The sequence below is a fragment of the Ferviditalea candida genome, from assembly GCF_035282765.1.
Lineage (GTDB): Bacteria > Bacillota > Bacilli > Paenibacillales > KCTC-25726 > Ferviditalea > Ferviditalea candida.
Genome location: NZ_JAYJLD010000007.1, coordinates 1 through 22782 on the forward strand (window position 1 = coordinate 1; position 22782 = coordinate 22782).

Genomic DNA, 22782 nt, shown 5'->3' on the forward strand with positions numbered 1-22782 from the left:
TTTTAACCGGATTACTTGCCGTACGGTCAGTCCGAGTGCCGCTGCTCCTTCCCCATTAGTCATTCGCCCATCCAAGATCTTCTCCACCACAAGTACCTTCTTCAACTCTGCTCTAGTCAATGTCAATGTCTCCTGTCCCATAGTGACATTATCTCAGAACAGTTACAGGGTGACATTATCACAGCACAACGACATTAAGCAAATTTTATGTTGACAAAATGAAAACGCATACATATAATAAAACTACAGTATGGTTTCTCTCCACTCCTATCCGAAAATAGCACTATGTGCAGCCACCCTTTTCAGGTGGTTCTTTTTTTGCCTTTTTGCTGCTGCGAGCTATTTGCGTTGTCCGGAAACCAGGCGGGGCTTTAAACTGAGGAAGTTGGATAGACTTAGACATAGGCATCCAGTATCAATAATCATATGGAAAATTCATTAATTCGTTAAAATCGGGAAGTCTGTGTGAAAAATAATATAGATTCTTCCCCTCGAACACTAACTTCTATTATTCTGTACGATAATAAATAATATAGAAATGCCCTTTTCAAATCGCACAACGTAATAGCTGTCGCAATACGGACACCAAACCGGCTTTATGCTTTTGCTCCTGGATTCATCAATCGTACGTACGGCGTTTGCAGACAACAAAGAGCATCCCGGAATGGCTGGATTCGGGATGCATTTCAAATCGCATTAATTTTTTTCGAGGAAGCGGATAAAGGCTGCAATTGATATACAATATCGACGTTTTGGGATATAATTTCTGTATTTTTTGATGCTGTTTCTGAGCATTTAATATGGGTATCCACCGTCCTGTCATCTCCGGTAAAGTCATATCCCCATACCTCATTCAAATGCTTGTCGCGAGACTGAGCGATATTCTTATACTTTACAAGATAAAAAAGCAAGTCATACTCTTTGGGTGCAAGTTCCGCTTTTCTCCGTCAAAAACATTTCTTCCCGCAAAATCAACCTCAAGTCCGTCAAAATTCAGCTTTTCGTTATGAACCGAGGCATGTTCTTTGTTCAAATGCCGGCTTGCGATGACGTTGATTCTTGCCATCAACTCTTTGGGTGAAAAAGGCTAGACCACATAATCGTCGATGCCAATTTCAAAACGGAATAATTTATCGTACTCTTCATCTCTGGCAGACAGCATCAAAATCGGGATGTCCTTACTTTTTTGAGTTCCTTGCTGGCGGAGAAACCATCCAGTTTGGGCATCAAAATGTTCATGACAATGATGTCAAAATCCTGTGTCTTGCGAATTTTTACGGCTTCCATTCCGTCGCCTGCCACGGTTACCGAATGTTTCGACCGCCAATATTTTGTACATTTTACCTCCGCATGACTTGAATCTTTTAATACTTAGTTTGTCCCAGAGGCAGACCATATATATCAAACCTCCAAAACCCGATAAATCAGCCGGCCGTTCGATTTCCGGGGAATTTGTCGATTCAAGAAGGAATTTAACGAAACAATCAAGAACTAATCAATAACTTATGTTACAATACTATAGAAATTATGAAATTGATTTTCCGTACAGCGCAACTTTTTGCTCCCGGCAAGGTAAAACATTACATACCCAATGCTGGGAGCGACCTTTGGAGAAGCAAGGAGGGTCTCGCTCTCAATGATGACCGATTCCCAGTTAATCAGAGAAATTAAAGACGGCAATGTACAGCTGTACTCAGAATTGATGCTTCGTTATGAACGAAAAATTCTTTCATTCGTTTATCATATGCTTAAAGGCGCGCAGATGGAGATTCATGCCGAGGATTTGTGTGCGGAGACCTTTTATAAGGCCTACCGGAGTCTCCAGACGTTCAGGGAAGTGGAGGCATCCTTTTCCACATGGTTGTATACCATCGCCCGAAATACGGTGCTGAGTGAACTGCGCAAACAAAGAAGTGGGAAAGTATCTTTGGAAGAAAGCGGGATTACCCCGCAATCGTCCTTTGAATCGCTTCCGGAGCAGACGATTTTGCGAAACGAGAAAGTGGACCTCGTTCGAGAAGCCATCCGTAATCTTCCGGAAAAGCAGCGTTCCGCGCTGATCCTAAGGGAATATGAGCAGTTGGATTATCAGGAGATCGCCAATATCTTGGGGCAAACGGTCAGTTCCGTCAAATCGCTGCTGTTCAGGGCGAGAGCCAGCGTAAAAACCCAACTGGAATCTTACTTTGCGGAACCTGTATATGAGGAATATAAGGGGATGAACCATCGATGAAATGCAATGAAGTGCAGGAGCGGTTCGGTGAATACAACGACCTTCCGGTACATGATTTAAGACGTCAACGGATTGATGAACACATCAGGCATTGTTCTGACTGCGCCGAAGAATTCCGGATTTGGGAGGAAAGCGCGGACCTGATCAAAACGGGCATTTTTGCTGCCGGTGCTCTCGGCGAATCCCGAATCGCCAGCAATGTCATGAGCCGCATTTATATGGACGAATCCTGGAGAATTCCTGTTGCCGACCGTACATATAACATCTCTTCCAAAATGCGAAGAAACCTTACGGCGGTTATGGCTTTTTGTCTGACGATGTTTATATTCAGCTTCATATACTCCATTATCCAACCCGGACAGCCGCAGGAAACGACACAAAGCGGAAATGAACTGAAGGGAATGTTCCCCGCCGACATGATCCAGGATGCGCATTCGATTTCTTCGAAATCGAGCATTTTCGAAGGAGTGCCTGTCGCAAGCATAACGGCGCCGAATGTGCTTCGCATCGAGCCTCCCAGCTACCCGCACTATTGGATGGCTCTGTCGATTTTCGGGGTGATTTTCGGCTTGTTGACCATGAACTGGTTGTCGAGAATCAAATACTGACATATCTAAAGCAATCTCGCCTCCCATAAGATATGAAGGGAGGCTTTTATTATTTTAGGAAAGGCGTGGCTTGAATTGACGGTTATTGGATTAATCCGGCATGGGGAAACCATGTGGAATCAGCAAAACAGGATGCAAGGGCAGACCGATATTCCGTTGAATGATACAGGACGTCATCAGGCGGAGCAGTTGGCCCGGAGACTCCAATATGAGCAGTGGGACGCAATGATCAGCAGCGATTTGCAAAGAGCTGCGGAGACGGCAGCAATCATTTCAAGGCTTGCTGGAATTCAGCTCTTGCGTTATGAGCCCCGGTTGAGAGAGCGTTTCTTCGGACGGATGGAAGGGACGACCCTGGAGGAGCGACTGCGGCTTTGGGGAGAAAATTGGAGGCTTGCCGATCATGCGGCGGAGGATGAGGACAGGCTGTTGAACAGAGGGCTGGGCGTTATCGGCGAGGTCGCGGATAAGCTGCGGGGCAAACGAGTGCTTCTGGTCACTCATGGCGGGCTAATCAGACAAATCTTGAAGGCGACGGTTCCCGATTTGGAAATCAGGCAAATTGCCAATACTTCTTTGAGTTTGTTAAAAGTGGACAACGGCGGCTGGAGCTGCGAGCTTTTCAATTGCACCAGGCATCTGTCATGAAGAAAAGGCAAAGATCAATTAAACCGCTTGAACATTTGCCGCCAAAAGTGGAACCAATTTCATCGCCGAGCCCTAGATGTGAATTTTCCTGTATCGACAGGAATATTTTTCTATAAAAATCCCATAATGGTACTAAAGGTAAGCTAGCACCGGGGGTGCCATTATGAATTTGGCCGAGATGCTCAGTTACGCTGACATACATCAGTTAATCCGCATCGCTGGTCATTATTCCTGCGAATGCGACGGGCATTCAAAAAATGAGCTGATTCAATCCATACTGTCCGCGATCAACCGGAAAGGCGTATTTGACAGATTTGTTCAGGATTTGAGCACGGAGGACATTCGCTTTATGAATTCCCTTCTGTTTGACCGCCGCGACGCCTTCAGCTTGGAGGAGCTTATCGCTCGTGTTCAGCAGACGACGTTTGTCAAAGAAGACAAGGAAAAGCTGAATCCACGGGAAACGATCAGCAAATTCAAGCAGCGCGGATGGCTGTTTAACGGATATTCCCATAAAACAAAGTATTTGCTGCAAATTCCTCAAGACATCAAGAACAAATTTGCCGAAGCGCTTTTCAGACAATTTCATGCCGATTTGGTTGTAACAGAGGAACCGGGAGTTTATCGCGATGAACATAAATTGATTCTTGATGATATTCATTTCTTTCTGCAGTTCGTATATCATCATCCCGTCCTGTTGACTTCGGACGGCACGATGTACAAACGCTATCTGCAGCAAGTTTTGGAGGGGCTGTCCGTTTGGGAGGAGCCCGTTGCGAAAGGCGGATGGAGATTCGGGTACGGCAGAAGGTTCCGGGATTATCCGAACCGATTTTCCCTAATCTATGATTACTGTTTTTATAACGGTTTAATCGAAGAGAGGGAGAACATGCTGATACTGACCGAAACGGGGACGTCATTGGTACACGCCGGCAGGAAGGACGAATTGTCTCTCGTTTACCGGACGTGGATGAAGATTTACAAAGGCCCGGTGCCCAACCTGCAGTCTATCGTGCACTGGATAGAACGCCTGTCCCGGCAGCAATGGGTGACGGGGAAATCCTTGTCCGGGATCCTATGTCCGTTTATAAAGCCTTATTATTACGATTTGCCTGACAACATTTTGGATCAAAGAATTTTGCAGATGCTGATGCATCTGGGAGTTATCCGGCTGGGGGAGGATGAGAATCAAGGAAAAGTCGTATTCACAACGCAGGTGGGCAGCAGATTGATTCTGGGAACTTATGTGGCTGAAGAAGACAAAATCGAGATTCCGATCGAGCATGCATGAGCGGCCGGGAAATCGGCCCGCACTATCGGCTGCTTCGATTGGGTAAAGGTATATTCAACGGTTTATAGGCGATTATCCTGAACGGAGTCGAGGCCGCTGAATATGCTTTAGTAGGAATGACATTGTCAATTGCCGCGAGTATCGTAAAGCGTTGGAGGTTGAGAAAAATGAAAGAAATGAATGCTGCTTACTCCGCGATGCTGAGCATAATGGCCGAGATGATACTGGATGAAGCAATACGAAAATACAAGGAAGAGCGTCTCTACAAGGAAATCGACAACGCCCTTGCACGCGGGGACAGAAACTCGTTTTACAATTTGGCCAAACAATTGAAAACATGCAAATAATGGAATGACGCGCATGTATAGGGTGATTCGTCAGGGGGCAATTTAGCGTTGAGCATTCCTTACCTTGAAAGGAGGAACGGATTTCCGTGCCCCAATGGTTGGAAGTTGCCCTGCGCACCCTGATTGCCGTCATCGTTCTGTTTGTTCTGACAAAAGTGTTGGGAAAAAGACAGGTTTCCCAGCTTTCCCTGTTTGAGTACATTACGGGAATCACGATCGGCAGCCTGGCAGCCTATGTATCGCTCGATGTTGAAGCCAACTGGTATCTGGGCATCGTGTCGCTGACCGTATGGGTTGTCGTTTCGCTCGGAATCGAGTTTCTGCAGTTGAAGAGCAAGGCAGTCAGGAATTTTGCGGACGGCAAAGCAACGGTGCTGATCAAAGACGGCAAAATTCTCGAGGACAACCTGAAAAAAGAGCGGCTGACGACCGACGAATTGCTTCAGCAATTGAGGAAGAGAAATGTGTTTAAAACGGCCGATGTCGAGTTTGCCATCATGGAGCCGAGCGGTGAAATCAATCTGCTGCTGACCAAAGAAAACCAACCGCTGACTCCCAAGCACCTGGGGATCAAAGTAGCCCCAGAGCAGGAACCGCAGGCTGTCATCATGGATGGGCAAATTATGGATGAGCCGCTGGCCACGATCGGATTGAACCGGGAATGGCTGACCGTCGAGCTGAAAAAATTGGGTGTCGCGCTGGAAAATGTTTTTTTGGGTCAAGTAGATTCTTACGGGCAGCTGTATGTCGATCTTTTCGACGATCAAATCAAGGTTCCCCAGCCCCAACAAAAAGCGGCATTGCTGGCCAATCTCAAAAAATGCGAAGCGGATTTGGAAATGTTCGGCTTGGCTACGGATGACGATAAAGTAAAAACCATGTATGAAAACTGTTCGCAGATGCTAATGGGCGTGATCAAGGAAATCAGACCGCTGCTGATCAGATAACCGCTGGCGGTCCGCCGGCGGTTCGTCGGGAAACAAGCGGGATTGCAAGGCCTTCTCCGGAGTTTGCAGGGGCGAAAAGAAAGCGCCATGAATTTTTTCGCTTGGTCGGACAAACTTCAGAGGGGCTTTTTTTTGCGCCCAATTGCTGGCTTGTTGGGGAAGATGCGGCAGGATACCTCGAATTTTTACGGATGACAAGCATATAATCAGACAAACCCACTTTGCAATGGGAGCTGATTGGGGTGCTGGGCTGGGAAAAATTTGCGGCGATATTATCGGGAAGCTTCTTGATCGCCTCGGGAATCGATTTTTTTCTGGTGCCGTTTCGGGTGCTTGACGGAGGAATCATCGGAATCTCGCTGATTTTGAATTATTTGTTCGGCTTCAGGATCGGATTGACTGTAATTTTGTGCAGCGTGCCTATTTTTGTGATCGCCTGGAGGAGCTACAGGGATTATTTCTATAATAGTTTGCACGGAATGCTGATATCATCCTTGATGATCGACCTGGTTGAACCGTTCCAGTATCACTTTCATTATTTCATCGAATTGCCGCCGTTGACGAGTTCGATCATCGGCGGCTTGCTGATAGGCACCGGGATTGGAATCATGCTGAGATTCCGGACGAGTACGGGGGGAACCGATCTTTTGGCGCATTTTCTGTCCCGGTTATTTTCGGTCAATGTCGGAGCGATCATTTTCATGATTGACGGTATGATCATCAGCGCCGGCGGTCTTCTGCTTTCGGCGGACACTTTTTTTCTGTCGATATTGTCCATTCTTGCGGGAGGGGTAGCAACCGGGTTCTGCACGATGGGGATGAATACTGCGAAATGAATTCTTTTTTTCATGAACATCATGTATATTTCATGCCAAAGTGGCTTTTTCATTGTTCGGGGGAATTTGCTACAATAGGGTTTGAATGAGCAGGAGGAGGTGTCAGAAGTGAAATTCAGTGAAATTACACAGACGAAGTGGCAGGAATGGAAGCCCTATATGGATACGTGCCTGCTCCCGTTGACCGGTCTTACAGGCGGGGAGCAGCCTTGGGAAGTGACGCGGACGCTGGAGGAGTTAAGAGACGTGATGGATCGGATCGAAATTCCTTATAAAGGGAGAATTGTAACTTATCCCACCGTTCAATATCAGCTGGAGGGACAAGCTTTTGAAGCGTTCGTTAATCAGCTCTGCGCGAATATGATCTCCGCGGGATTTGCGCATGTCGTACTGGTGACGGGAAATGCTTTGATCCGCGAGATGAACTTTGAGCAGGCGGATTTGCTGATTGGTCCGGAAGACGAACCGCGGATTTCCGAAATGATTCAAACAATGTGGGAACAAAAATGAGGATTTGCGTATGAGAAGCGAAGCATTTGCTAACGATAAAAGTGGCGGGCAAGATGTGACAATTTCATTACATTTTGGTTCCGGTTTAACGCGCTTGAAGTGATTTTGAATGGGGAATTCTTGACGCTCCCAAAGTCGTAGGCTATTATTATTATGTCCTAGTGTGGTGTGGAAATAATGGTCGTTTATGACTTAACATAAGTGTCGCAAAGGGGGTAGTATCTATAATGGCTGACGAAATGAACCAGGGGATCCATTCACATGAAGAAAAACCCATTCACCGGAGAGAAATGTCCCGCAGACAATTTCTTTCTTATACCCTTGGAGGAACGGGCGGTTTTTTGGCGGGTGTGCCTTTAATGTCGATGCTTCGCTTTTCGGTTGATCCGATTTTGCAGAAGAAGACGGCAGGTGACTTTGTCAAGGTTGTCGAGGAAACCCAAATCACTTCCGAACCGAAATCGTTCAAATTCCAAAAGCATCAGGTCGATGGCTGGTATGAGAGCGATCCGGAATTCGAAGCGTGGGTTGCCAAAGGCAGTGACGGCAAGATTTTTGCCCTGTCGCCCGTTTGCAAGCATTTGGGCTGCACAGTCAACTGGAACAACAATCCGCAGTATCCCAACCAATATTTCTGTCCGTGCCATGGAGCGCATTATACCATTGACGGCAAAAACCTTGCCGTGGCTCCATTGCCGCTGGATGAATATCAGGTTAAGATTGAAAACGGATTTGTTTACTTGGGTCCGGTGGAACCAAATACCAGGGTTAAATAAGGAGGCGTAAAATCAGATGTTTAAAGGTGTTTACAACTGGATTGACGAACGTCTCGATATAACGCCGATGTGGAGAGACGTAGCGGATCACGAGGTTCCCGAACACGTAAATCCGGCCCACCATTTTTCGGCTTTTGTATACTGTTTTGGCGGTTTGACGTTCTTCATCACCGTCATTCAAATATTGTCGGGAATGTTTTTAACCATGTACTATGTTCCGGATATTATCAACGCCTATGCCAGCGTGGACTATTTGCAGCATAAAGTGGCTTTCGGCGTTATTGTCCGCGGTATGCACCATTGGGGGGCAAGTCTTGTTATCGTGATGATGTTCTTACATACCCTGCGGGTATTCTTCACCGGATCTTATAAGGCTCCCCGCGAAATGAACTGGGTTATCGGAATGCTGATTTTTTTCGTGATGCTGGGCTTAGGCTTTACGGGATATCTGCTTCCATGGGATAACAAAGCTTATTTTGCGACCAAGGTCGGAATTGAAATCGCATCTTCCGTGCCGTACCTTGGGGAATACGTCAAACAGTTTTTACAGGGCGGAAACATCGTTGGCGCTCAGACGTTGACCCGTTTCTTTGCTCTACACGTTTTCTTCCTTCCTGGCGTGCTGCTTGCTTTATTGGGAGGACACTTCTTCATCATCCGCAAGCAGGGGATTTCCGGACCGCTATAATAAGCTAAAGAAAGGAGAATAACGCGTGGCGCATCATAAATCGGACGAAAAGATCGTATATGTCGGGGATTCCCGTGTTCGTAAAAAATCCGACAGGCCGGTACCTCCAGATTATTCGGCTTACCCGGGCAAATCGGAGGCATTTATTCCTAACTTTCTGTTGAAGGAATGGATGGTCGGCGCCGTAGTTCTCGTCGGCTATATGGTTTTGGTCATGTCGGAGGCTGCTCCTCTGGGCTATCCTGCCGATCCGACCAACACACAATTTATCCCGATGCCTGACTGGTACTTCCTGTTTCTATATCAATTGCTGAAATATCCGTATACTTCGGAGCACTTCAAAGTGCTTGGGACGCTTGTCGTTCCAGGGATTGCGTTCGGTTCGCTGCTGCTGGCGCCCTTTCTGGACAGAGGCCCGGAAAGACGCTTTTACAGACGGCCGATTGCTTCAAGCTTAATGATATTGTCCATAATGGCGACTATCTATTTGACCGTCGTCTCATGGTCGCATTATCAGGAAGAACTGAAAGCTAAAGGGATCATTCCTGAACACATCAAGCGTGAAGAGGAACTGAAAGCCGGCAAGGCGGCTCCCAAACCGGCAGGGGCTCAGAAAGCAGCGACGATTGCTATCGTGGACGAAGGCAACAAAGCCTTTGATATCTACAAGAAAAGCACCTGTGTACAATGCCACGGCCAAGATTTGAAAGGAATGCCGGCAGCCGGTATTCCACAGCTTCGCGGTGTGGGCGACATTCATGACGAGACAAAGATCGTCGACATCATGAAAAACGGCTTTAACAAAATGCCTGCAGGTCAATGGGATGCCAGCAAGGCCAACGGCTTGACGGATGCCGATCTGACGGCACTTGCCAAGTGGCTGGCGGCACAGAAGAAACAATAGCATCAGACATGAACCTGGCCGAAACCCGGCCAGGTTTTTTACCACATAAGACTTATAAATTTCCGGGTCTCGGAAAGGCAAATTCTTATTGGCATGAAAAATTTCCTTTAATCGCGGTCTCGCTCCTTGGAATGACTTCGATAGAAGTTTTTCTTTGCGCGTCGGATAATCGCTCTGGTCGGGGGTCAATCATGTTTACGAAGCATCTTTCTCTGTCGTATTTTTGGAGCAGGCCGTTGTTGCTGTCAGGCTGGGTGCTCTGGAGTTTATTCATCATTAATTTATTGGGGACTATTTACGGCTATGAATGGTATTGGAATCAGATTCTTTATACGCTAGAACATTACCCCAAATGGCTGATTCCTTATGTCCCTGACAGTCCGACCGCAAGCTTGTTTTTTACAATTTCGCTGTTTTATCTTTTGTTGGACCGGATTCGCTTCCGTTATGGCATGGAACGGAAGGACGCGTTACTACGCAATCTGATTGAAGCGCTGGCAGTGATCACCTCTGTCAAGTATGGAATTTGGGCTGTTACCATGATTGTGGCGGGCTGGCTTCAAGGTGATGCGATGGTCTGGCAGCAGTGGATGCTGATCGTTTCCCATCTGGGTATGGCGGTGGAAGCCCTGTTATTCGTCCGTTTTTTTCGGATGGTTGTACCGCTGATTGGAATCGCAGCCTTATGGACGCTCAGCAACGACTATTTGGATTATCATGTCGGGATTTATCCGTGGCTGCCGAAACAGCTTGAAAACGATTTGTCTGCCATTGAAATTTTTACGATCAGCTTGAGTATTGTCAGCATTCTAATTGCTTATCTATCCCGAAAATTCATTTCCACTAATAAAAACAATACTACTCAGTAAATTTTCAGGACTGCGCAAGGTCTAAAATTGGACATCCCCCCATATCATGATGTTGAGGAGGGATGTCCGATGTTTTTTTTCCGGATGAAGGTGTTTTTAATGCTGTTTTTCATGCTTTTCGCAGTTTTTATGGCAGGATGCGCCGCACAATCCGCCGGAAAAGTGCCGGCGATCAAGGAAGTGGAACCCGGCCAGCTAGCCCCGATCAACCTGACAACGCAAAAATTTTATGATAAGACACGGAAAGAAGAATATTTGGGAGCAAGAACGGAGCTCGAGCTTTTGGGGGAACAACTGACCCGGATACGTTTTGAAGGCATCACCTCCATTGAAGGCGTCGATGCTCTTACGCAGAGTGTGGTGGAGGCCAAGCGGGTGTTTAATAACATACGATTATCCAGAAGCGAAGCAATGATTGCAGCCGCCAAAATTCGTTTGGCCGTCGATGCGCTATCACATAAAAATCAACCCATGTGGCTTCAATATTACAAAGTATTAAATGGGGATCTTCAGGAATTTACATCTGCAGTGAAGCAGAAAAATCGGCTGTCTGCAAAGGGTATTCTGGAACGCATGAAACAGCATTATCTGATTATCCGTCCGTCGGTCGTCATCTCCCGGGAAGCGGCAATGGCGGAAAAGGCCGATTCACTGTTCAGCTTTGCGGAAAATCAACTGGCCGTGCCCGATATGAAATATGCCGCGTTAGAATCGGTGCTGGACGAATTCGGGAAAGTATGGAACGAAATTTTCGGCAAGCAGGACTCGGATGCCTATGCTCCACTCATTGACCAGCAGAAGCCCTTTTTGTGGACCGCTGGAATGGCTGCCGTGATTTTGGCGGTACTGGCATTTGTCGGATGGAGAAAGTACGAATATGAAAAAGAGTATACGCCGGTTCATCCACACAATAAGGACGGCAGAAGGCGATGGTGATCGGCCTGCGGCTACTCCGATTTGAACCCTTCACCCAGCACATCATGAACATCGCTGATGATCATGAAGGCATTCGGGTCCATTTCTTTGACCAAGGCCCGCAATCTTCTCATCTCGTGGCGGTAAACCACGCAATAAACCACTTCCTTCTGTTTCTTGGAATAGGCGCCTTTTGCCGGGAACAAGGTGATTCCCCGGTCTAAGTCGCGGGTAATGGCATCGGCGATCGTCTCCGTACGGTCGGAAATGATCGTAAATGCTTTTGCGGCATAAGCGCCTTCTTGTATAAAATCGATGACCTTAGAGGATATGAAGACGGTAACCAGTGTATACAGCACTTTTTCCCGGGGAATATAGAACAACGACAGGGCAATCACGGCAGCGTCGAAAAACAGAATGACCTGACCCATACTCCAGCCTTTAAGGGATTGCCCGATTCTGGCGAGAATGTCCGATCCGCCGGTAGTGCCGCCGAAGCGAAAAACGATCCCCAGCCCGGCTCCCAAAGTGACGCCCGCATACAAAGCCGCAAGAAGGTAATCCTGGGTAGTAAAGGGAATCAGCCATCCGCGCTGGATCAAGATTTCCATGATCCAAAGAAAAAAAGACAGCGACAGGGTGCCGAGTATCGTATAGAACATCGCCTTGCCGCCGAACATTCGCCAACCGATGACGAACAGCGGAATATTGAGAAACAGGGTTGTATAAGAAGGCCGAAATGACAAGGAATAATTTAACAGCAGCGCAATTCCGGTAATGCCCCCCTCCATCAGTTCGTTGGAGATCACGAAGTAATGAAGTCCGAACGCATAGATCGCGGTACCGATCACGATGGGAATCAGATTCATGATTCTCTTTTTTTGCTTCGTGGAGACGGTCATGTTTATCCTCCTTGCGATTATTATACTCACCGGACAACCAAAAAATATTTGTTTTCGATAGCCGTTTACGTTAACATGTATTTTAAACTGTGATTTTGATCATGAGGGACAAACAGCAGGGGTGAAAAATGTCTAAAAAAACGCTGGAAGAGATTCAGCAGGAAGTCGATCGTTACATTTCCCAGTTCAAGGAAGGTTATTTCAGTCCGCTTGTCATGATGGCCCGGATGAGTGAGGAAGTCGGCGAATTGGCCAGGGAAGTCAATCATCGGTTCGGAGAAAAGCCGAAGAAACCGGATGAACAGGAAAACTCGATCGAAATGGAACTGGGGGACATCCTTTTCATTACCGTGTGCTTTGCCAACTCGCTCGGCATCGACTTGACGGATGCGTTCGATCAGATCATGTCCAAGTTCAAAACTCGTGATGCTAACCGATGGACACCTGTAAACACGGATTCAAATTGACGCTCATATGCTGTACCATCATCTTTTCAAGAAATGAAAGGAGGATGGGGCGTCAATGGACGGGAAACAGCAAATTCAAAAAGCTTACGAATCAATTCTGGACAATGATTTCGAGCAGGCGATCGAATGGTTCGAGCAAGCGGTTGCCCGGGAACCGGAGAATGCCGACTATCATTATAAGATTTCGATAACGTATGCCAGAAGCAACAAATTGAACAAGGCTCTGGCACATGCGCATACGGCTTCCGAACTTGCTGCCGGAAACGAGGAGTACCGCTTTCATCTGCAAAATCTTCAGGCGCTGGAGATGGCACGGTTGGCGGAACAACGTCTTCAGCATTCTTCCGGGCAGCCGGATGCGGCGATTTCGCTTCTGAAGCGGGCGATCGCATTGGATCCGTTATGCGTGGATGCACATATTCTCTTGGGCATCGCCTATAAACACAATGGAGACTATGATTTGGCCGCGGAAGCGGTCAAGGAAGCGCTGAAGCTTGATCCCCAGCATCAAACCGCCAAACGGCTGCTGGATGATTATGAATATATGCAGAAGCAGATGCTGCAGCAAGCAAAAGAAAGGAACTAGGTGATAATGATGAGCGAACAGATTAAAGTTGCCGTAACAGGCGCAGGCGGCAGAATGGGCCGGGAGGTAGTTAAAATGGTTCTGGATGATCCGGAACTTAAGCTGGTAGCGGCAGTCGATTCGTCTGCCTCCGGTCAGGATGCCGGCCAATTGGCCGGAAAAGAAGCGTGCGGGGTCACCGTCACCGGTGATTTGGAAACGTCGCTGCTTGAAACACAGCCGGATGTCATGATTGACTTTACGACTCCGCATTCTGTCATGAGCAATATCCGTACCGCTGTCAAACACAGAGTCAGACCCGTAGTCGGAACGACCGGATTTAAGCCCGAGGATATAGCTGAAGTGGACAAGCTTTGCCGTGAACAGCGGGTTGGGGCGATCGTGGCGCCCAATTTTTCAATCGGGGCGATTCTGATGATGAAATTTGCCGAGCAGGCCGCGAAATATATGCCGCATGTTGAAATTATCGAATACCATGGAGATCAAAAGCTTGACGCGCCCTCTGGCACAGCCGTCCAGACGGCTGAGAAGATTTCCCGCAGCCGTAAGGAGCTTAAACAGGGCAATCCGAATGAGAAGGAAACCATTGAAGGCGCGCGTGGAGCTTATTATGACGGATTTAGAATACATAGCGTCCGGCTGCCTGGAGTTTTCGCGCAGCAGGAGGTCATCTTCGGAGGCTATGGACAAACCCTCAAGATCCGGCATGATTCATATGACCGCGCCGGCTATATGCCCGGTGTGAACGTTGCAGTCAAAAAGGTGATGGGCATCGAAGGACTGGTGTTCGGATTCGAAAGCTTCATCGACTGATGTGACCATTGGGTAGGGGGAGCGAAAGATGAATATTGCGCTGATCGCACATGACCGCAAAAAAGAAGAAATGGTGAATTTTGCGATCGCTTATGAGCATGTTTTCCGGCTTCATCAGCTGTATGCCACCGGAACGACGGGGAAACGGATCATGGAGCAGACGCATTTGCAGGTGCATTGTTTTATGTCAGGACCGCTTGGCGGAGATCAGCAGATTGGCGCGCTGGTGGCCCAGAACGAGATGGATTTGGTCATTTTTCTTCGCGACCCGCTGATGGCCCAGCCCCATGAACCGGATATCATCGCCCTGCTTAGATTATGCGATGTGCAAAGCATTCCGTTGGCGACCAATATCGCGTCGGCTGAAATTTTGATCAAAGCGCTGGACCGCGGGGATTTTGCCTGGCGGGAAATCGTGCACAAATACAAATCAGGTGAGGCTAAATGACGCAATCATTGGATATTTTGATTTTCGGAGCCCATCCCGATGATGCGGAAATCGGGATGGGAGCAACGATTTACAAGCATACTCAGGTGGGATATCGGGTGGGCATTTGCGATTTGACCCGTGCGGAAATGTCCTCGAACGGAACTGTAGAAACAAGAAGACTTGAAGCGGAAACCGCTTCGCAAATTTTGGGCTTGTCCGTGCGCGCCAATCTGGAGCTTCCGGACAGGGGCTTGACGATGGAAGCGGGGCAAGTCGCAGCCATTGCAAAGGAAATCCGCAGGCATCGGCCGAAAATTGTATTCGCTCCCTTTTGGCAGGACCGCCACCCGGATCATGTGATGTGCAGTCATTTGGTAGGGGAAGCGGTTTTCAACGCCAAGCTTAGGAAGTATTTGCCCGAATTTGAACCCGTGCAGGTGGAGCAGGTCTACTATTATTTCATTAACGATGTGCAAAAGCCCGATCTGTTGGTTGACGTATCGGACGTCTATGAACATAAATTAGCCGCCCTGCGGGCCTATCAGAGCCAATTCATGCCTCCCGCCGAGCAGGAGGACCGTGTGGAAACGCCTTTAAACCGGGGCTACCTGGAGAATGTCGAGGCCAGAGACCGGGTGCTCGGGCAGCAAAGTATTTGCCGTTATGCGGAAGGATTCATCAGCAAGCAGCCTTACCGCGTAAACTTCTTCTAAATATCGAGCCTGCCGTCATAGGTTATATCATTAACTATTGGAGGGGAGACTCCTTGCGAAGGAAACTGAAAATCGGCATTACCTGTTACCCTTCTCTTGGCGGGTCCGGTGTGATTGCCACTGAACTGGGGAAATTGTTGGCCGAAAAAGGCCATGAGGTGCATTTTATTACGCAATCCATGCCGTTTCGGTTGGGCAAATTTCAACGCAACATTTTTTATCACGAGGTGGAAGTCAACGATTATTCCGTTTTTCGTTATCCTCCGTATGATCTTTCCCTCGCCAGCAAACAAGCTCAGGTGACCAAAATGCAGCATTTGGACATCCTTCATGTGCATTACGCCGTTCCGCATGCGATCAGCGCGATTCTGGCCAAGCAGATGGTCGGCGACCAGCTGAAAGTGGTAACGACTCTGCACGGTACGGACATTACGGTTTTGGCTCAGGATGAAACGTTGAGCGACCTGATCCGGTTCGGAATCAACCAAAGCGATGCGGTGACCTCGGTATCAAACGATTTGACCCGGGAAACGAAACAGCTGCTGCAAATTGAAAAGCCGATAGATCTCGTATACAATTTCATCGACAAAAGGGTTTATTACCCCCGCGATTGCTCGAGTCTGCGAAGCGATTTTGCGCTGCCCGAGGAAAAAATCCTCATGCACATTTCCAATTTCCGGCAGGTGAAGAGGGTTGTCGATGTCGTCGATATTTTCAATAAAGTAAATGCTGCTGTCCCTTCGAGACTGCTGTTTGTCGGGGAAGGGCCGGAACTGCCGAAGGTGCAGTGCAAAGTCAGGGAGCTCGGTCTTCAGGATCGTGTGCAGTTTCTGGGCAAACAGGATGAAGTGGCTCAGCTCATCTCATTGGCTGACGTCATGCTGCTGCCCTCGGAAAAGGAAAGCTTCGGCTTGGTTGCGCTGGAAGCGATGGCCTGCGGAGTACCCACCGTGGCATCCGATGCCGGCGGGATTCCGGAATTGATTACGCATGGCGAAACGGGATACTTGGCGCCAATCGGTGATACGGCAGCGATGGCCGGTTATGCCATCCGTCTGTTGTCGGATCCGCTAATTTACCGGCAGTTTTCGGATGCCTGCATTGTCAGGGCCACGCAGACATTCTGCAGCGATTTGATTACCGAACAATATGAGGATATCTATTATCGGGTGCTTGGAATTGCACAGCCCAGGGAAGAAGTTGTCTGCGAGAATGTGTAAGGGCTCGCGATGCCTAACTTGAAAATGGCGGTGGAAAGCAAAGTTGAATTCGCAAACGCTTGTCCGTGAAGCTTATGAAATTGTTCGCAGGCTTCGGGATAATGGATATGCAGGCTATCTGGTGGGCGGATACGTCAGGGATACGCTGTTGAATCGGGAAGTCAAGGATGTTGATATCGCAACGTCGGCGCTTCCCGAGCAGGTCATGGCCATTTTCCCGCATACGGTTCCGACTGGAATCAAGCACGGCACCGTTACGGTTGTCATGCTGCATCATGCGTATGAGGTGACGACCTTCCGGAAGGAATCGGGCTATCGGGACCGGCGCCGTCCGAACCGGGTCGAATTCATTGCCGAACTTCGGGAGGACTTGGAACGCCGGGATTTTACCATAAACGCCATGGCGATGGATGCCGAAGGCAAATTGATTGATCCGTTTGGAGGCCAAGCCGATCTGCGGGACGGAATTCTCCGCTGCGTCGGCGACGCCGAGCGAAGGTTTGACGAGGATGCGCTGAGAATGATGAGGTGCATCCGCTTTGCTGGCGAATACGAGCTGCAGGTCGAACGGCAGACGTGGGAGGCGCTCATGGCGAATCGCGGGAAATTAAAGCACATCGCCATGGAAAGAATCCGCGGCGAGCTGGAGCGGATGCTGGAGGGGAGTCATCCTTACCAAGCCTTGCTGCTATTGAGCCAAAGCGGTCTGCTTTCCTATACGAAAGCCGAGACGGGACTTCAATTCACGACCGGGCAGGTGGTTCAACGGGAACAGGTCCTGTCGGTCATCGCCAAGCTCGATGATGCTTGGAATAAGTGGGCCTTGCTGCTGCTGACATTGAAGATTTCCCCGTCCTCGGCCTCGCAGGCTCTGCGCAGGTTAACCTTTTCCCGCAAAAATCAGGATGGGATTTGCAGGATTGCATCGTTTCACGAATGGCTCTCCGGCGAGCTGGAGTTGCTGAATCCGCGCATGGAGGCTGCTTTGTCCGGCGGAAAGGCTGCGGATAGCATGAATCGTGAATTGGCGACTGTTTGGAAAAAAGGAGCACTCCTCCATACCCCTGATATTGTTCGCCGCTGGTTATCCATTTATGCTTTATTGACCGCTGAGGCATTGGCAGCCGATACGGTGAAACCGGAAATATCAATGCTTATCGAGCGTCTTGTGCAAAACGGACAAGCCTGGCTGGATGAAATTCAGGCGGCGACATTGAAGGATCTGGCCATCGGCGGCAGCGATCTGCTGGCTTTGGGGGCAAAACCGGGTCCGTGGGTGGGCAGGCTTTTGGCGCAGTTGCAGGCAGAGGTCGTTTTGGGGAGTTTGAACAATGATCGGGACGAATTGCTGAGAAGATCACAACAATGGATTGAAGAGATGATACGATATGATGAATGAACGCATACTGCAAATTTTGCTGGACCATCAGGATCAATTTATATCCGGGGAGCAGCTCAGCAGCCGTCTGAATTGTTCCCGCACAGCGATTTGGAAGCATATCCGGCATCTGCGCAAGCAGGGGTATGAATTCGAAGCGGTTCCCCGCCTCGGCTACCGGTTGGTCAAAGTCCCGGACAAGCTGGATGAAGAACAGCTGGCCAAGCTGTTGAAGACGGAAGTCATGGGCAGGCGGGTCCATATGTATGAGACCGTCGAGTCGACGCAAACAGCCGCCCGTGAATGGTTTTCCAAGGGTGAGGGGGAAGGGACGTTGATTCTTGCCGAGCAGCAGACCGCGGGACGCGGCCGGTTGGGCAGGAAGTGGCATTCTCCGGCAGGCAAGGGCTTATGGATGAGTCTGATTCTGACACCGCGGATTTCTCTGCATTTCGCACCGCAGCTGACCCTTTTGACAGCCGTAGCGCTGTGCAGGACGATCCATCGCATGTCCGGAGTGCCGATCGGCATCAAATGGCCCAACGATCTGCTGATCAACGGGAAGAAGGTGAGCGGCATTTTGCTCGAATCGCATGCGGAAGATGACAGGCTGCAGGTTGTCGTAGCCGGAGTGGGCATCAGCGTGAATATGGGTGAAACGGATTTTCCCGAGGAATTAAAGGATATTGCGACTTCGCTATTGCTGGAAACAGGGAAAACGGCTAACCGGGAGGAACTGCTTGCCGAATTTCTGTATGAGTTTGAACAGCTGTATCAATTGTATCATGAGCGGGGCTTCGCTCCAATCCGCGCGCTGTGGGAAGCGCTCAGCATTTCGATCGGCCGTTTGATCCGCATACAGACCCACAACGGATGGGTTTCCGGAAAAGCGGAAGCGGTGGATGAAATGGGGGCGCTTGTCATTGTGCAGGAAGACGGCAGCAAAACGAAGCTCTACGCCGGGGATATATCCGTGATTTGACCCAAAGGCCGTTTGTACGCAAAAAAGAGCGTGCATTCTCAACAGCTGTTTGTTACAATGGTGGGGAAGGCGGTATCCTCAGAGGAGCCGCACTTCGCTGCCGGATACGGCACATTAAACAAGCATGCTAAATTGCAAATCAAATTCTGCTCTGAGCCGAAGGGACCGAGACAGAAGAATCAAAAACTAGATTCTGATGGACAGGATTCCCTTTTAGTGTGCAGCTAAAAGGTTTTTTTATTTTTAGTAAACACTAAGGACGCGTAACGAAATTAGTTGTCACTTTTGCTGGCGAAATATCAGTGGGTTAGTGATTTTCGTCAGCAATTTAGTGCAAGTTGTTTCGTTACGCTGTCTAAGCGTATCTTCGAGAAGGATCAGCTCAACAGCATGCGGAAAGCAGGTATCAGTCATGGAAAAACCGATGAGCGTCACGAGAATGAGAAGAATGAAATCCGAAGGAACTCCGATCGCCGTTGTAACGGCCTATGATTATCCTTCTGCGGGGCTGGCCGAGGAGGCCGGAGCAGATGTGATTTTGGTCGGCGATTCTTTGGGCAATGTGGTTCTGGGATACGATTCCACCGTGCCGGTTACGCTTGACGACATGATTCATCATACGAAAGCGGTGACGCGTGCCGTATCCAAGAGCTTCGTCGTTACGGACATGCCTTTTTTGACCTATCACGGGAGTACCGATCAGACGCTTCGCAACGCCGGAAGAATTATGCAGGAAGGACTTGCCAAGGCCGTCAAGATGGAAGGCGGCGAGGACATCCTTGCTTCAGCGGAGGCTTGCGTCAAGGCAGGCATTCCGGTAATGGGCCATCTCGGATTTACCCCGCAGTCGGTTCATCAGCTGGGCGGATATTTCATTCAGGGCAAAACTGCCGATCAGGCGCTCAAGATGCTGGAGGACGCCAAACGGCTTGAACAAACGGGGATTTTTGCGATTGTGCTGGAACTGGTGCCGGAAGAACTGGCCCGGTTGATCAGCGAGCAAATTTCCATTCCCACGATCGGTATCGGCGCAGGGGCGGGCTGCGACGGACAGGTGCTTGTTTTTCACGATTTGCTGCAGTACGGTCCTTCTTTTCCGAAGAAATTTGTTAAAGCTTATGCGAATATCGGCGACCAAATCCGAAACGGCCTTGCACAGTATGTGAATGAGGTCAAGAAACGCCAATTTCCCGGTCCGGCACACTCCTTTCCAATGGAGCAGGAAGCCGTTCACGAATTGTACGGATACAAGTTAAAAGGCTAGGAAGCGGGTGCAGCGAATATGGAAATCATGTTGAAAATTACGGATATCCGGAACAAGATTTTGCGGTTCCGCCGCAATTCCCACGGCAAAGTCGGATTCGTGCCGACCATGGGCTACCTGCATCAGGGCCATGCCAGTTTGATTGCGGAAGCCCGCAAACAGTGCGATCTGGTCGTGTTAAGCATTTTTGTCAACCCGCTGCAATTCGGTCCGGGTGAAGATTACGAGACGTACCCGAGGGATTCTGAAAGGGATTTCAGAATTGCCGAGGAAGCGGGCGTGGATATTGTGTTTATGCCTTCGGTTGAAGAGATGTACCCCCAATATCCATTAAACACACGGGTTATTGTCGGAGGCGTTACATCCAAGCTTTGCGGCGCTTCCCGTCCGGGTCATTTCGATGGGGTGGCTACCGTAGTATCGAAGCTGTTTCATATCGTGGAGCCGGATCTGGCCTTTTTCGGGCTGAAGGATGCCCAGCAGGTGGCGGTTATCGAGCAGATGGTCAAGGATTTGAACATGAACGTGCAAATTGTTCCTTGCCCGATCGCGCGTGAAGCAGACGGCCTGGCCATGAGCTCGCGCAATGTTCGTCTGAATGCGGAGGAACGTGAACAGGCCCGAATTTTGTCCCGATCGCTTGAGCAAACGGATGATTGGATCCACCAACCGAATATGACGGTGAAAGAGCTCAAACGTAAAATACGCGAATCGATTCAAACGGCGCCGCTGGCTGTTATCGATTATGCAGAATTTTTAACATACCCTGAGTTGGCGGAGGTTCCGGAAGAAACCCGGACGACCGAATTGCCGAGCGATCAGCGCTATATCATCGCCTTGGCGGCCAGAATCGGCGGCACGCGGTTGATCGACAACCGTATCATTTCAATGGAGGAGGTGGGCAAGCTTGTTTCGGACGATGATGAAATCGAAGATTCATCGCGCCACGGTGACGGAAGCGAACTTGAACTATGTGGGAAGCATCACGATTGATGAGGATTTGATGGATGCTGTAGATATTCTGGCCAACGAAAAAGTGCAGGTTGTGAACAACAATAACGGCGCCAGGCTGGAAACGTACGTCATTCCCGGAAAACGGGGTTCGGGAGTCATTTGTCTGAACGGTGCGGCAGCCCGCTTGGTACAGCCTGGGGATACCGTGATTATTATCGCCTATGCCCTTTTGTCAAATGAAGAAGCGCTTCGTCATCAACCTAAAATCGCTTTTATGGATCATAACAACCGTGTGGTTGAATTGCAGAAGGAAGAAATTCACGCAACTGTACGATAAGGAGTTTCTCCGACGGATTGGATTTCGTGAATTTTTATTCAAATGGAGTATGAAGGAATAAGGCAATGAGCACGGAAGTTTAAAGAGCGTGTTCAAAAAGGCTAGCGAAGAAAAAGGGGTGTGCCGGATGAGCGGAAGCGTTCGCCTTTGAAATCGTAAAAATAACCGCTAAATTGAATCCAGTTTTTATGATTTCAACAGCGACCGGAGGCACACCCCTTTTGCGCAGCGATCCAACTTTTGAACACGCTCTTAAATTGAATAAAAATTCACGATCTTGCTTTCGTCGGACAGACTCCCAGGGTTGGTGCCAAGCACTGAATTCTCAGCTTGTGAAATCGATGGAATGGCGTGAAAACGCGTATGAAACGTCGCACGGTAACAAACAATGATGAATACCGGCTCGGCTGCAGGGTTCGACTCCAAACTTAAGGTGGGTTGCAGCATGTTTAAACAGCTGTTTGCGACGATGAACGAGGCGCTGGATCGGATCATCGAGTCCTATTCCACCGCGGATGAAGAAAAAAAGCAGGAACTGAACCATCAATTGCATGTATTGCGGACCATGAGCGATGAATATATCGAACAATGGCTGCTCTTTGAGGAAAAGATGAGTCGGTTTGCCGAAAATCATCCCATGGACAATCTTGCTTCGCCGCTGATGCAGGACAATTCGATTATGATGGATACGCTGAAGGAAATTGACGAACCGATGCTTTCCGAGGAATTTGTGCGAGGCCAAGGATACTTTAAGCTCTTGATGTTCGACGAGGCCATCCGCGAATTTAACAAAGCCGCCCAAAAGCATCCTGATTTATTATGGGCCCGTTTATACCTTGCGCTGAGCCACATGCAAATTGGGGAATACGCGGAAGCTTACCGTTATTTTCATTTTATCATCCCGTTGACGAATCATCCGAAAATATTGGCAACGGCTTATAATGCGCTCGGATGCATTCAAGTGACAAAGCACAATCTGGAAAAGGCGTACGATTTGTTCCGTACCGCATACAAGCTCGATCCGACCAATATGGAACCGATCATGAACATGGAGGTATGCATGAATAACAAGGGAACATTGAAATACGGGAGCATGATGTTCAATTGATGGTTCAGCCGTTCAGGTTCATTCAGGAAGCAAATGCTATTCCCTTTTCACCTGCT

Annotated in this window: 26 protein-coding genes and 2 pseudogenes; 25 read left to right on the plus strand and 3 right to left on the minus strand. The window is 48.8% G+C overall.

Going from position 1 to position 22782, the window contains the following annotated elements:
- Positions 1 to 686: 686 nt before the first annotated feature.
- Positions 687 to 929: pseudogene (locus VF724_RS06350) on the minus strand (winged helix-turn-helix domain-containing protein); the annotation flags it as partial.
- 232 nt (positions 930 to 1161) lie between these two features.
- Positions 1162 to 1308, minus strand: a pseudogene (locus tag VF724_RS06355) (response regulator); the annotation flags it as partial.
- A gap of 331 nt (positions 1309 to 1639) precedes the next feature.
- On the opposite strand from VF724_RS06355, the gene VF724_RS06360 reads away from it, so the two are divergent.
- The 13 genes from VF724_RS06360 to VF724_RS06420 all read left to right on the plus strand — a co-directional run bounded on the left by VF724_RS06360 (position 1640) and on the right by VF724_RS06420 (position 11593).
- Positions 1640 to 2233 (plus strand): RNA polymerase sigma factor, encoded by a 594-nt coding sequence (locus VF724_RS06360; protein WP_371753532.1) that lies wholly within the window; start codon positions 1640 to 1642, stop codon positions 2231 to 2233.
- Entirely contained in the window at positions 2230 to 2841 is a 612-nt protein-coding gene (locus tag VF724_RS06365) for an anti-sigma factor family protein (protein WP_371753395.1), read from the plus strand. The genes VF724_RS06360 and VF724_RS06365 overlap by 4 nt, the downstream gene beginning before the upstream one ends.
- A gap of 75 nt (positions 2842 to 2916) precedes the next feature.
- A complete protein-coding gene (locus tag VF724_RS06370; protein WP_371753396.1) occupies positions 2917 to 3489 on the plus strand; it encodes a histidine phosphatase family protein in 573 nt (190 codons plus the stop codon).
- Between the two features lie 163 nt (positions 3490 to 3652).
- Positions 3653 to 4780: a hypothetical protein gene (locus tag VF724_RS06375; RefSeq protein WP_371753397.1), complete on the plus strand. Its 1128-nt coding sequence runs from the start codon at positions 3653 to 3655 to the stop codon at positions 4778 to 4780.
- Between the two features lie 167 nt (positions 4781 to 4947).
- Positions 4948 to 5127, plus strand: a complete 180-nt coding sequence (locus tag VF724_RS06380; protein WP_371753398.1) for an IDEAL domain-containing protein — start codon at positions 4948 to 4950, stop codon at positions 5125 to 5127.
- An 86-nt stretch (positions 5128 to 5213) separates the two neighbouring features.
- Positions 5214 to 6074 carry a DUF421 domain-containing protein gene (locus VF724_RS06385; RefSeq protein ID WP_371753399.1) on the plus strand — a complete coding sequence of 287 codons (861 nt, stop codon included), beginning with the start codon at positions 5214 to 5216 and terminating at the stop codon, positions 6072 to 6074.
- Between the two features lie 242 nt (positions 6075 to 6316).
- On the plus strand, positions 6317 to 6910 hold the full coding sequence (locus VF724_RS06390) for a YitT family protein (protein ID WP_371753400.1): 594 nt from the start codon (positions 6317 to 6319) through the stop codon (positions 6908 to 6910).
- A 108-nt stretch (positions 6911 to 7018) separates the two neighbouring features.
- Positions 7019 to 7420 (plus strand): DUF2487 family protein, encoded by a 402-nt coding sequence (locus VF724_RS06395; protein ID WP_371753401.1) that lies wholly within the window; start codon positions 7019 to 7021, stop codon positions 7418 to 7420.
- A 227-nt stretch (positions 7421 to 7647) separates the two neighbouring features.
- Positions 7648 to 8196 carry a Rieske (2Fe-2S) protein gene (locus VF724_RS06400; protein WP_371753402.1) on the plus strand — a complete coding sequence of 183 codons (549 nt, stop codon included), beginning with the start codon at positions 7648 to 7650 and terminating at the stop codon, positions 8194 to 8196.
- 16 nt (positions 8197 to 8212) lie between these two features.
- A complete protein-coding gene (gene qcrB, locus VF724_RS06405) occupies positions 8213 to 8884 on the plus strand; it encodes a menaquinol-cytochrome c reductase cytochrome b subunit (RefSeq protein WP_371753403.1) in 672 nt (223 codons plus the stop codon).
- Positions 8885 to 8909: 25 nt separating this feature from the next.
- Positions 8910 to 9788 (plus strand): c-type cytochrome, encoded by an 879-nt coding sequence (locus VF724_RS06410; RefSeq protein WP_371753404.1) that lies wholly within the window; start codon positions 8910 to 8912, stop codon positions 9786 to 9788.
- Between the two features lie 191 nt (positions 9789 to 9979).
- Positions 9980 to 10657, plus strand: coding sequence for a DUF1405 domain-containing protein (locus VF724_RS06415; protein WP_371753405.1), 678 nt, complete (start codon positions 9980 to 9982; stop codon positions 10655 to 10657).
- Positions 10658 to 10726: 69 nt separating this feature from the next.
- On the plus strand, positions 10727 to 11593 hold the full coding sequence (locus VF724_RS06420; protein ID WP_371753406.1) for a sporulation protein YpjB: 867 nt from the start codon (positions 10727 to 10729) through the stop codon (positions 11591 to 11593).
- Between the two features lie 11 nt (positions 11594 to 11604).
- On the opposite strand, the gene VF724_RS06425 is transcribed toward VF724_RS06420, so the two are convergent.
- Complete coding sequence (locus tag VF724_RS06425) at positions 11605 to 12474, minus strand: YitT family protein (protein WP_371753407.1); 870 nt, start codon at positions 12472 to 12474, stop codon at positions 11605 to 11607.
- 128 nt (positions 12475 to 12602) lie between these two features.
- Here VF724_RS06425 and VF724_RS06430 point away from each other — a divergent pair, with 128 nt between their 5' ends.
- From VF724_RS06430 to VF724_RS06485, 12 genes are all read left to right on the plus strand, one after another.
- The gene (locus tag VF724_RS06430; RefSeq protein ID WP_371753408.1) at positions 12603 to 12941 is read left to right on the plus strand and encodes a nucleotide pyrophosphohydrolase; all 339 of its coding nucleotides are present in this window, start codon (positions 12603 to 12605) and stop codon (positions 12939 to 12941) included.
- Positions 12942 to 12996: 55 nt separating this feature from the next.
- Positions 12997 to 13527 (plus strand): tetratricopeptide repeat protein, encoded by a 531-nt coding sequence (locus VF724_RS06435; RefSeq protein WP_371753409.1) that lies wholly within the window; start codon positions 12997 to 12999, stop codon positions 13525 to 13527.
- Between the two features lie 9 nt (positions 13528 to 13536).
- A complete protein-coding gene (gene dapB, locus VF724_RS06440) occupies positions 13537 to 14340 on the plus strand; it encodes a 4-hydroxy-tetrahydrodipicolinate reductase (RefSeq protein WP_371753410.1) in 804 nt (267 codons plus the stop codon).
- Between the two features lie 28 nt (positions 14341 to 14368).
- Positions 14369 to 14788 (plus strand): methylglyoxal synthase, encoded by a 420-nt coding sequence (locus VF724_RS06445; protein ID WP_371753411.1) that lies wholly within the window; start codon positions 14369 to 14371, stop codon positions 14786 to 14788.
- Positions 14785 to 15483 carry a bacillithiol biosynthesis deacetylase BshB1 gene (bshB1, locus tag VF724_RS06450; RefSeq protein WP_371753412.1) on the plus strand — a complete coding sequence of 233 codons (699 nt, stop codon included), beginning with the start codon at positions 14785 to 14787 and terminating at the stop codon, positions 15481 to 15483. The genes VF724_RS06445 and bshB1 overlap by 4 nt, the downstream gene beginning before the upstream one ends.
- Positions 15484 to 15536: 53 nt before the next feature.
- Positions 15537 to 16703, plus strand: coding sequence for an N-acetyl-alpha-D-glucosaminyl L-malate synthase BshA (gene bshA / locus VF724_RS06455; protein WP_371753413.1), 1167 nt, complete (start codon positions 15537 to 15539; stop codon positions 16701 to 16703).
- A 43-nt stretch (positions 16704 to 16746) separates the two neighbouring features.
- Positions 16747 to 18102, plus strand: coding sequence for a CCA tRNA nucleotidyltransferase (locus VF724_RS06460; RefSeq protein ID WP_371753414.1), 1356 nt, complete (start codon positions 16747 to 16749; stop codon positions 18100 to 18102).
- Entirely contained in the window at positions 18095 to 19063 is a 969-nt protein-coding gene (locus VF724_RS06465) for a biotin--[acetyl-CoA-carboxylase] ligase (RefSeq protein WP_371753415.1), read from the plus strand. The genes VF724_RS06460 and VF724_RS06465 overlap by 8 nt, the downstream gene beginning before the upstream one ends.
- Positions 19064 to 19475: 412 nt before the next feature.
- A complete protein-coding gene (gene panB / locus VF724_RS06470) occupies positions 19476 to 20327 on the plus strand; it encodes a 3-methyl-2-oxobutanoate hydroxymethyltransferase (protein WP_371753416.1) in 852 nt (283 codons plus the stop codon).
- Between the two features lie 18 nt (positions 20328 to 20345).
- Positions 20346 to 21320, plus strand: coding sequence for a pantoate--beta-alanine ligase (gene panC / locus VF724_RS06475; RefSeq protein ID WP_371753417.1), 975 nt, complete (start codon positions 20346 to 20348; stop codon positions 21318 to 21320).
- Entirely contained in the window at positions 21235 to 21618 is a 384-nt protein-coding gene (gene panD, locus VF724_RS06480) for an aspartate 1-decarboxylase (RefSeq protein WP_371753418.1), read from the plus strand. Before panC ends, panD begins: the two co-directional genes overlap by 86 nt.
- Before the next feature lie 445 nt (positions 21619 to 22063).
- Complete coding sequence (locus tag VF724_RS06485) at positions 22064 to 22726, plus strand: tetratricopeptide repeat protein (protein WP_371753419.1); 663 nt, start codon at positions 22064 to 22066, stop codon at positions 22724 to 22726.
- Positions 22727 to 22782 lie beyond the last annotated feature (56 nt).

Coding starts and splice junctions, on each gene's coding strand:
- VF724_RS06360 (WP_371753532.1), top strand. CDS start 1,640: ATGACCGATTCCCAGTTAATCAGAGAAATTAAAGACGGCAATGTACAG.
- VF724_RS06365 (WP_371753395.1), top strand. CDS start 2,230: ATGAAATGCAATGAAGTGCAGGAGCGGTTCGGTGAATACAACGACCTT.
- VF724_RS06375 (WP_371753397.1), top strand. CDS start 3,653: ATGAATTTGGCCGAGATGCTCAGTTACGCTGACATACATCAGTTAATC.
- VF724_RS06380 (WP_371753398.1), top strand. CDS start 4,948: ATGAAAGAAATGAATGCTGCTTACTCCGCGATGCTGAGCATAATGGCC.
- VF724_RS06400 (WP_371753402.1), top strand. CDS start 7,648: ATGGCTGACGAAATGAACCAGGGGATCCATTCACATGAAGAAAAACCC.
- qcrB (WP_371753403.1), top strand. CDS start 8,213: ATGTTTAAAGGTGTTTACAACTGGATTGACGAACGTCTCGATATAACG.
- VF724_RS06415 (WP_371753405.1), top strand. CDS start 9,980: ATGTTTACGAAGCATCTTTCTCTGTCGTATTTTTGGAGCAGGCCGTTG.
- VF724_RS06420 (WP_371753406.1), top strand. CDS start 10,727: ATGTTTTTTTTCCGGATGAAGGTGTTTTTAATGCTGTTTTTCATGCTT.
- VF724_RS06425 (WP_371753407.1), bottom strand. CDS start 12,474: ATGACCGTCTCCACGAAGCAAAAAAAGAGAATCATGAATCTGATTCCC.
- VF724_RS06430 (WP_371753408.1), top strand. CDS start 12,603: ATGTCTAAAAAAACGCTGGAAGAGATTCAGCAGGAAGTCGATCGTTAC.
- VF724_RS06435 (WP_371753409.1), top strand. CDS start 12,997: ATGGACGGGAAACAGCAAATTCAAAAAGCTTACGAATCAATTCTGGAC.
- dapB (WP_371753410.1), top strand. CDS start 13,537: ATGAGCGAACAGATTAAAGTTGCCGTAACAGGCGCAGGCGGCAGAATG.
- VF724_RS06445 (WP_371753411.1), top strand. CDS start 14,369: ATGAATATTGCGCTGATCGCACATGACCGCAAAAAAGAAGAAATGGTG.
- bshB1 (WP_371753412.1), top strand. CDS start 14,785: ATGACGCAATCATTGGATATTTTGATTTTCGGAGCCCATCCCGATGAT.
- VF724_RS06465 (WP_371753415.1), top strand. CDS start 18,095: ATGAATGAACGCATACTGCAAATTTTGCTGGACCATCAGGATCAATTT.
- panB (WP_371753416.1), top strand. CDS start 19,476: ATGGAAAAACCGATGAGCGTCACGAGAATGAGAAGAATGAAATCCGAA.
- panC (WP_371753417.1), top strand. CDS start 20,346: ATGGAAATCATGTTGAAAATTACGGATATCCGGAACAAGATTTTGCGG.
- VF724_RS06485 (WP_371753419.1), top strand. CDS start 22,064: ATGTTTAAACAGCTGTTTGCGACGATGAACGAGGCGCTGGATCGGATC.